The sequence below is a fragment of the Micromonospora sp. NPDC049662 genome, from assembly GCF_040675055.1.
Taxonomy (GTDB): Bacteria; Actinomycetota; Actinomycetes; order Mycobacteriales; family Micromonosporaceae; genus Micromonospora.
On sequence record NZ_JBFAOC010000004.1, the window covers coordinates 57,960 to 66,120 of the forward strand.

General features: G+C 71.7%; 9 protein-coding genes, 1 tRNA gene and 1 pseudogene. 8 read left to right on the plus strand and 3 right to left on the minus strand.

Going from position 1 to position 8,161, the window contains the following annotated elements:
* Positions 1-63: 63 nt before the first annotated feature.
* Positions 64-699, minus strand: a complete 636-nt coding sequence (locus tag AB0J36_RS04610) for a septal ring lytic transglycosylase RlpA family protein (protein WP_357171700.1) — start codon at positions 697-699, stop codon at positions 64-66.
* A gap of 187 nt (positions 700-886) precedes the next feature.
* On the opposite strand from AB0J36_RS04610, the gene AB0J36_RS04615 reads away from it, so the two are divergent.
* The 3 genes from AB0J36_RS04615 to AB0J36_RS04625 are packed head-to-tail and all read left to right on the plus strand — an operon-like array spanning position 887 to position 3,010.
* A complete protein-coding gene (locus AB0J36_RS04615; RefSeq protein WP_357129502.1) occupies positions 887-1,438 on the plus strand; it encodes a phosphoribosyltransferase in 552 nt (183 codons plus the stop codon).
* Positions 1,439-1,471: 33 nt separating this feature from the next.
* A complete protein-coding gene (locus tag AB0J36_RS04620) occupies positions 1,472-2,521 on the plus strand; it encodes a questin oxidase family protein (protein WP_357129499.1) in 1,050 nt (349 codons plus the stop codon).
* Between the two features lie 57 nt (positions 2,522-2,578).
* Positions 2,579-3,010 (plus strand): ASCH domain-containing protein, encoded by a 432-nt coding sequence (locus tag AB0J36_RS04625; RefSeq protein ID WP_357129497.1) that lies wholly within the window; start codon positions 2,579-2,581, stop codon positions 3,008-3,010.
* Between the two features lie 7 nt (positions 3,011-3,017).
* Here AB0J36_RS04625 and AB0J36_RS04630 read toward each other — a convergent pair whose 3' ends face one another.
* Positions 3,018-3,899: an LLM class flavin-dependent oxidoreductase gene (locus tag AB0J36_RS04630; RefSeq protein WP_357171703.1), complete on the minus strand. Its 882-nt coding sequence runs from the start codon at positions 3,897-3,899 to the stop codon at positions 3,018-3,020.
* Between the two features lie 129 nt (positions 3,900-4,028).
* On the opposite strand from AB0J36_RS04630, the gene AB0J36_RS04635 reads away from it, so the two are divergent.
* The 4 genes and pseudogenes from AB0J36_RS04635 to AB0J36_RS04650 all read left to right on the plus strand — a co-directional run.
* Positions 4,029-4,733 (plus strand): dihydrofolate reductase family protein, encoded by a 705-nt coding sequence (locus tag AB0J36_RS04635; RefSeq protein ID WP_357392159.1) that lies wholly within the window; start codon positions 4,029-4,031, stop codon positions 4,731-4,733.
* 15 nt (positions 4,734-4,748) lie between these two features.
* On the plus strand, positions 4,749-5,393 hold the full coding sequence (locus AB0J36_RS04640) for a dihydrofolate reductase family protein (RefSeq protein WP_363660109.1): 645 nt from the start codon (positions 4,749-4,751) through the stop codon (positions 5,391-5,393).
* 371 nt (positions 5,394-5,764) lie between these two features.
* Entirely contained in the window at positions 5,765-6,580 is an 816-nt protein-coding gene (locus AB0J36_RS04645) for a cellulose-binding domain-containing protein (RefSeq protein ID WP_357129484.1), read from the plus strand.
* 52 nt (positions 6,581-6,632) lie between these two features.
* Positions 6,633-6,734: pseudogene (locus tag AB0J36_RS04650) on the plus strand (site-specific integrase); the annotation flags it as partial.
* Positions 6,735-6,811: 77 nt separating this feature from the next.
* Here AB0J36_RS04650 and AB0J36_RS04655 read toward each other — a convergent pair.
* Positions 6,812-6,885 (minus strand) — tRNA-Gly (locus AB0J36_RS04655).
* Between the two features lie 203 nt (positions 6,886-7,088).
* Between AB0J36_RS04655 and AB0J36_RS04660 the strand changes: the two genes are divergently transcribed.
* Positions 7,089-8,075: a zinc metalloprotease gene (locus tag AB0J36_RS04660; protein WP_357392185.1), complete on the plus strand. Its 987-nt coding sequence runs from the start codon at positions 7,089-7,091 to the stop codon at positions 8,073-8,075.
* The last annotated feature ends 86 nt before the right edge of the window (positions 8,076-8,161 follow it).

Below are 8,161 nucleotides of genomic sequence, written 5' to 3' on the forward strand. Positions count from 1 at the left end.
CGTCCGAGGATGTTCTGTCCGCCCGGCCCACGCTGGCGGCCGGATCGGCGTTCTCGAATACGCTCAGCCGAGAACCTCGTAGCGAACGGTGAGCGCTCCGACGTCGACCGAGGCGATGGTCGCGAAGGCGGCCCGGGACAGGTCGAGGCAGCGACCGTCGATGAACGGCCCACGGTCGTTGATCCGCACGACGACGGACTTGCCGTTGCTCGGGTTGGTCACCCGGACCTTGGTGTTGAACGGCAGGGTCTTGTGCGCCGCGGTCAACTCGTTCGGGTTGAACGACTCACCGTTGGCCGTCAGCTGCCCGTCGGAGTAGAAGGACGCGCCACACGATCCGCTCTCCAGGACCTTCGCCGCCGCCGTGGTCTTCTTGGCCTTGGGGCTCGGCTTCGGCGACGCGGTGCGGGCCTTGCCCCGGGAGGCGGCCTGCGGCGATCGGCTGGCGGACGGGCTCGCCGTCACGCTGGGTGTCGCGGTGGCACTGGCGCTCGGCGAGACGCTCGGGGAGGCGGGGGTGAGACTGGCGGCGGTGGTGGGGGTGAAGTCCAGCGCCGCCTGCCCCGACTGGCCGGAGCCCGACGTGAGCTGGACGGCGCCGACGGTACCGCCGACGGCCAGGGCGACGCCGACCGCCGCGGTGGCCGCGATGCCCGCCGGGGAGGAGAAGATGCGGGTACGGGAGTGCCTACCTGCCACCGGCCCGGTCCTTTCGTCGATTGAACAAACCGGGTCGGACCGTAACGAGAGAAGCACTTCCGAAGTCAACGTGATCATGGTGTTATGCCAGTATTTGCCCCAGTAGCTATAGCCGATCATCCGAGGCGGGGTGGGTCGAGCGGCCCAGGTGCGGACGCGCCGAGCGCCCGTGCCGCACGATGGACGGATGCCCACCGAGCTGACCGGACGTCTGGCCGACCTGTTCCGCTGGATCGACCCCGGCCCGGACGTCAGCCACCTGGTCAGCGACATCTCCGGCTGGTGGCGCGACCCGACGGTCCTGGCCGAGCTGGGCCCCGCCCTGGTCGCCCCGTACCGGAAGGCCCGACCGACGGTGGTGCTCGCCCCGGCGGTCACCGGCCTGTTGCTCGGACCGCTGGCCGCGACCGCCCTCGGGGTCGGCTTCGTGGCCGCGCACAAACCCGGCGACGGCAGGTTGCCGGCCGGCCCGCTCACCTGGGCGCAGAGCCCGCCCGACTACCGGGGCCGGCAGGTCGACCTGGCCGTCCGGGAGCGACACCTCGGCCCCGAAGACCGGGTGCTCGTGGTGGACGACTGGGTACGCACCGGCGCCCAGATCCGCGCCCTCTACGACATCTGCGCCTTGCGCGGCGCACAGGTCCTCGGGGCGGCCGTGGTGGCCGTGGACTGCCCGCCGGAGACCGCCGCCGCGCTGCGGATCACCGGCCTGATCAGCGGTGAAGAGTTGCCGGGTTGACCTGAAGCGCACTTCACCTTCGACGATCGACGCATGAGCGACGGAATCCTCGACGAGGCGTACGAACGGCTGCACCACACCGGTCCCGAGTTCGAGGGCTGGCTCTCCAACCACGGCCCGATGGCCGTCGAGGCGCTGGCCCGGCACGGACACGAGCGACAGGTGCACCGCTGGCTGGACGACTACCTCACCCGACTGGACGAGCTGCCGCGCGGGCTGCGTCCGATCGACGACTGGCGGGCGGCGCTGGGCGACGCGAAGCGGACCGGCGACTGGCTGGCGTACTTCGACCGGCAGTTGCGCGAGGCGCCGTGGCGGGACGTGCTCGGCACCTGGTGGCCCCGACTGCTGCCCGGCATCGCCGCGGGCGCCACCCACGGGGTGATCCGGGTCGGGCACGCGGTACGCGCCCTGCACCTGTACGGGGCGAACCCGCCCCGGCTCACCGAACTGGGCCAGGCCCTCGGCTACTGGGCGGCCCGTTGGCAGCAGGTGCCCGGCGCCGACCGGCTGCTCAGCTCGGTCCCGTCGGGCCACCCGGGCACCGCTGAGCCGGACGTGGTCGCCGCGCTGGCCGGGCTGCCCCGCATCGACGACCGGACCGGGGGCATCCGCGAGCGGTTGGGGCGGCTGGTGAGCGTACCCCGGTGGGAACCGGCGCTCACGGCGCTGCGCCCCGCGCGGACGCCGGCTGAGGCGGAGCGCGGGCTCCACACGCTCGTGTACCGCGCCGGTCTCGACTACCTGCGCTTCGGGCACGCCGAGCCGGTCATGCTGGTGCACGCCGTGACGGCGCCGACCGCCGTGCTGCGTACCCTGCCGGCACTCGACCGGGGGCTCTGGGCGCCGAGCTTCGCCGCGGCCTGGGCCGCGACGGCGGCCGTGACCTCGGTGTACGCCTCGAGCGACGCGGTGAAGCCGCCGTCGGTGACCGCCGGGACCCCGGAGGAGGTCTTCGCCCGGGCGGTCCGGCACGGCGACGAGCACGTGGTCAAGCTGGCCGACGCGGTCCTCGATGCCCACGCGGCCACCGGTGACCAGCGGTTGCTCGACGCCGCCGGCTACGCCGTGCAGTTGATCTGAGCCGCGCGGGGCGGATTACGGCGGCGCGTCCGGCCGCGCTGGCCTAGCCTCGGCAGGATGTGGCCTCGGATCGGTGACCTACGCACGCTCGCCCTCGGCACGCCGGGCGAGCTGCGGACGACCCTGAACACGTTGGTGCTGGCCGGAGTGAAGACCGCGACCGCCGGACGGCTGGCCGAGTACGCGCAGGAGGGCGAGGAGCTGGAGCAGGTCGGCGAACGGTTGGCGCTCGTCGACGACGACGACGCGTTGGCCGGCATGGTCGAGATCACCGGTGTCGACGTGGTCCGCTTCGGCGACGTGCCCTGGGAGTTCGCCCGCGCCGAGGGCGAGGGCGACCGCTCGATCGAGGAGTGGCGGACGGGGCACGCCGCCTACTGGGCGCGGCTCGGCACCCCCGTCGACGACGACACCCCGATCGTCTGCCTGCGCCTGCGGCTGGTCTCCGGCGGCGAGGGCGGCGTAGCCACCGGAGACCTGGGCACCTGAGCCGGCGCTATCCGCGCAGCTCGGGCAGCAGTCGGGTCGCCACGTCGACCAGGACGGCCTCGTCGCCGGCGTACCAACTGCTGGCGCGCGGCCAGTGCGTCACCACGTCGGTGAAGCCCAGCTCCGCGGCCCGACCGACCTGGTCGGCGAAGAACTGCGCGCTGGTCAGCGAGAACACCGGCGCGGAGTCCAGCAGGAGGTAACGGTCCAGCGTCACCGGGTCGCGGCCGGCCTCGGTGAGCGTCCGGTCCATCCGCTCGGACAGCGTCGAGACGCTGGTCCACCAGCTCGCCAGGTCGTTGTCGTCGCCGGTGCCGGTGGTCACCCACCCCTGCCCGAAGCGGGCCACCAGCCGCATCGAGCGCGGCCCGTTGGCGGCCACCACGAACGGCACCCGGGGCTGCTGCACGCAGCCGGGGTTGTTGCGGGCGTCCACCGCGGCGAACCAGTCACCCCGCCAGGTGGTGCCGTCCTCGCGCAGGATCAGGTCGAGTAGTTCGGTGAACTCGGCGAACCGGTCGACCCGCTGGCGCGGCGGCAGCGTCTCGCCACCCAGCACCGCCGAGTCGAACCCGATCCCGCCCGCACCGAGACCGAGCAGCAGTCGACCGCCCGACACGTCGTCCACCGTGGTGATCTGACGGACGAACGCGGCCGGATGGCGGAAGTTCGGCGACGCCACGAGCGTGCCCAGTCGAATCCGGGACGTCACGGTGGCGGCGGCGGTCAGCGTGCTCATGGAGTCGAACCACGGGCCGTCGACCAGGTCCCGCCAGCCCAGGTGGTCGTACGTCCACGCGTGGTCGAAGCCCCACTCTTCGGCCTGCCGCCAGCGGTGCTGCGCCTGGCTCCAGCGCTGGTCCGGCAGGATCACGATGCCAATCCGCATGATCGCCAGCCTACCGGGACTCTAATGTGATCCAGGTCACAGGTAACCCCCGTAGGGGCGTCCTGCTCGGCTCCGACCTCGTTGCGAGCAGGCACCCGAGGGGTGCCGCCCGAGCAGAGGAACGAACGCATGACGAAGGTGACCGCACAGTTGTCCGTCTCGGTCGACGGGTTCTACGCCGGCCCGCAGTTCGACGGCGACGGCGACTGGATCGACTCGGCCGAGGCCGCCGGCTTCTTCCGGATCACCCGCTGGGCCACCGAAGCGGCGGCCTGGCGCGAACGACAGGGCTTCGCCGGCGGCGAGCGGGACGCCAACTCCGACGTGATGGCCGAGACGTTCGAGGCGGCCGGCGCGTACGTCATGGGTCGGCGGATGGCCGACGGCGGCGAGGTGCCGTGGGGCGAGGAGCCGCCGTTCCGCGCACCGGTCTTCGTCGTCACCCACCGACCCCGCGAAACCCTGCTGCGCGGCGGTGGCACGAGCTTCACCTACGTGACCGACGGAGTGGCCAGCGCGGTCAAGCAGGCGCGAGCCGTGGCCGGCGGCAAGAACGTCGCCGTGGCCGGCGGCGGCGGCCTCGTACGACAGGTACTCAAGGCCGGCCTGCTCGACGAGTTGGAGCTGCACGTCGTGCCGGTCGTGCTCGGCACCGGCCTGCGGCTCCTCGACGCCGACCTCGACCTCGGCGACAAGGAGGCGATCGAGCTGACGCCCACCCGGGTGATCCCTACGCCGCAGGTCACCCACATCCGGTACGTCGTGGACGGTCGCGCCCCGCTCGTGCTCGACGACCGGGGTCGCGGCGGCGGACCGACGGCGACCACCAACTGACATCGGGGAGTTCCCATGCCACAGCTACTGCGGGTGCAGTGCTTCAACGTCTCACGTGACGGGTTCGGCACCGGGGAGGGGCAGAGCCTGGAACGGCCCTTCGGCCACGCCGACCCCACCGCGCTGTTCTCCTGGCGTGCCGCCACCGCCAGCTTCGTCTACCGCGCCGAGCCCGGCGGAACCCGCGGCCTGGACGACTACCTGACCCGCGACGCCGAGCACAACATCGGCGCGGAGATCATGGGCCGCAACAAGTTCGGCCCCCAGCGTGGGCCCTGGGAGAACCACGAGTGGCAGGGTTGGTGGGGAGACAACCCGCCGTTCCACACGCCGGTCTTCGTGCTCACCCACCACGTACGGCCGTCGTTCACCCTCGCCGACACCACGTTCCACTTCCTCGACGCCAGCCCGGCCGAGGCGCTGGCCCGAGCGAAAGAAGCGGCCGACGGTCGGGACGTACGCCTCGGCGGCGGGGTGGCGACCATCCGCGCGTTCCTCGACGCCGACCTGGTCGACACGATGCACATCGCCGTCGCCCCCGTCGACCTGCACCGGGGCGAACGGCTGTGGGACAGCCACACCGACCTGCTCGACCGCTTCCACCTGGACACGGTGCCCAGCCCCAGCGGCGTCACCCACCTGCTGTTCTGGCGGCGGTGACGCAGCGCGAACTTCTCGAACCCGGCGAGCCAGCGGAAGGCGAAGAGGCTCAGCATGTCTCCCCCAAAGGCGCACGGCGGCAACGTCACGAACGAGGGTTCGAGATGCCTTTGCCGGACGGGGTCGATCGGTCGCGTCGTACCGACAGTTCCCCGTCGAGGGCTGACGGTGTCCTCGACTCCTGTCGAGCTGCCCCAGATGTGGGGCTGAGCCGGGGCGGGCCAGGCCGGGGCGGGCCGGGCCAGGCCAGGGCAGGGCAGGGCAGGGCAGGGCATGGTGGAGACGACCGCCGATCCGGTAAATTGACATACATTGATTGATACGGTCCGCTGACGGCGCCCGTATCCCCCGGCTCACCCAGGAGGACCCTCTTGCGTACGCTCCTGACCCTCGCCGCGGCCGCCGTCTGCGCCGCCGGTGCACTGGCCGTCCCCGCAGCGGCGGCGCAGGCCGATCCGGCCGGCACCGCCCCGGCCGGCGCGACCGTCCCGGCCGACGGCTGCGCCGGTACCGTCCAGCTCCAGTCGCTCACCTTCGACCCGCCGCGGGGGGCTCCGGGCCAGGCCATCACCGCCACGGCCCTCGGGCAGAACTGCACCGCCCAACAGAAACAGTTCTCCACGGTGATCTACGCCCGGTTCGTCGGCTCCACCCCCGGCCTCCCCACCGGCTGCCGGGCCCTCGACCCGCTGCCTGGCCGGGCGGTCACCGTCGATCCGGGCGCGACCTTCAGCTGGAGCATGGGTTACCTGGTGTCCCCCGGCTGTACGGCCACCGGCCTGGAGGTCACGGCCCGGGTCGGGGACGACGCCACCGGCACCCTGCTCACCCGGACCGACACGGTGCCGATCGGCCCGCCGCAGGCGGCGCCCTGCACCGTGAGCTACCGCACCGGGAGCGAGTGGCCGGGAGGCTTCACCGCCCAGATCACCATCATGAACACCAGCACCGCGCCGATCAACGGTTGGACGCTCAGCTTCACCTTCCGCGGTGACCAGCACATCGCCCAGTCCTGGTCCGCCACCGCCCAGCAGAGCGGTGCCACCGTCACGGCCCGGAACCTCAGCTACAACCCCCTGGTGACGCCGGGCGCCTCGGTGGTCTTCGGCGTCCTGGGCACCTGGCAGGCCAGCGACGCGGTGCCGATCGCGTTCACGCTCAACAACGTCAACTGCGCCACCGGGTAGCCCGCGCACCGGACCGCGGGGCATCTGGGCGCCCAGGTGCCCCGGGGGTCACCTGCGGCATACCGGCAACACGCTCGCGTCGCGGGCACCCGGGGCGAGCCTGCGCGACATCATGGCGCGGATGGGGCACGACAGCCCGCGTGCCGCGCTGATGGCCCATCCCTGTTTCAGGATGACCTAGAACCACGAAAGCCCTGGCGGGACGTCTGTCCTGACCAGGGCCTTCGATCGTGGAGCGGGTGACGGGAATCGAACCCGCACTGTCAGCTTGGGAAGCTGATGTTCTGCCATTGAACTACACCCGCGGGCGGCACCACTGTACCCGAGTCGTCGCAGCCATGCACCCAACCACCCCCACGCGCCGAACGTCCCCGCTCACGCCCGAAGAAGTTTCCAGACGGCAACATATGACCGTTCTCAAATGCATCGATGAGTTGTAACGTCGGCCACACGTTCCCAGCCACGGCGTGACACACCCCCTGCCGCGCCGCCAGAAAGAGGTGGGCCCATGGGACTCCGTCCCAACCTGCTGACCCGGCGTGTCGCCGGTGTCGCGTCGACAACTCTCGCGCTGCTGCTCAGCACCGCTGCGGTGGGCGTCGTTCCGGCCGCTTCGGCCTTATCCTCAGCACCGGGTGGCGCCTGCGCGCAGCCGGCCGACAGCCACGCCAACGCCCGGGCGAAGCCCGGCGCGGGGGCCCTGCACGAGCCGAACGAGCTGACCGCCAAGCAGGTCCGCGAGCGGGACGCCGACCTCGCGGCGGCGCTGCGCGAGCGGGCCAACTACCGGGCCGGCGCCGGCGCCACGACGCTGGCCGCTACGGTCACCATCCCGGTGGTGGTGCACGTGATCCAGGAAAACAGCACTCGGGCCGGCGGAAACATCCCCGACTCGATGATCACCTCGCAGATCAGCGTGCTGAACCAGGCCTACGCGGGTGGGACCGGCGGCGCGGCCACCGCGTTCGCCTTCCGACTCGACTCGATCAACCGGGTGACGAACCCGTCCTGGTATCCCATCGTCGACGGCTCGTCGGCGGAGCGGTCGATGAAGTCGTCGCTGCGGGTGGGCGGCAAGAACACGCTCAACATCTACCTCGGCGAGTTGAGCGACGACCTGTTGGGCTGGGCGACCTTCCCGCAGCGCAGGCTCAGCAGCATGGATGGCGTGGTCGTGCTGAACGAGTCGCTGCCGGGCGGCACCGCCACCAACTACAACCAGGGCGACACCGGCACCCACGAGGTCGGCCACTGGCTGAACCTCTACCACACCTTCCAGGGTGGCTGCGGCGGCTCAGGTGACGGCGTCAGCGACACCCCGGCCGAGGCGTCGCCCGCGTACGAGTGCCCGACCGGCCGGAACACCTGCTCGGCGGCCGGCCTGGACCCGATCACCAACTTCATGGACTACACCTACGACTCGTGCATGTACCAGTTCACCGCGGGTCAGGCGAGCCGCATGCTGACCGCGTGGAACGCGTACCGCGCGGCCTAGCTCCACGCGTACACCAGGTGCCGGCACAGCGACATCCGAACCAGCACCAGCGCATCAGCCCCCACCGCCGCGGGCTCGACGCCGTG

Excerpts from the sequence above, each read along its gene's own strand:
- AB0J36_RS04615 (WP_357129502.1), top strand. The coding sequence starts at position 887 with ATGCCCACCGAGCTGACCGGACGTCTGGCCGACCTGTTCCGCTGGATC.
- AB0J36_RS04620 (WP_357129499.1), top strand. The coding sequence starts at position 1,472 with ATGAGCGACGGAATCCTCGACGAGGCGTACGAACGGCTGCACCACACC.
- AB0J36_RS04625 (WP_357129497.1), top strand. The coding sequence starts at position 2,579 with ATGTGGCCTCGGATCGGTGACCTACGCACGCTCGCCCTCGGCACGCCG.
- AB0J36_RS04630 (WP_357171703.1), bottom strand. The coding sequence starts at position 3,899 with ATGCGGATTGGCATCGTGATCCTGCCGGACCAGCGCTGGAGCCAGGCG.
- AB0J36_RS04635 (WP_357392159.1), top strand. The coding sequence starts at position 4,029 with ATGACGAAGGTGACCGCACAGTTGTCCGTCTCGGTCGACGGGTTCTAC.
- AB0J36_RS04640 (WP_363660109.1), top strand. The coding sequence starts at position 4,749 with ATGCCACAGCTACTGCGGGTGCAGTGCTTCAACGTCTCACGTGACGGG.
- AB0J36_RS04660 (WP_357392185.1), top strand. The coding sequence starts at position 7,089 with ATGGGACTCCGTCCCAACCTGCTGACCCGGCGTGTCGCCGGTGTCGCG.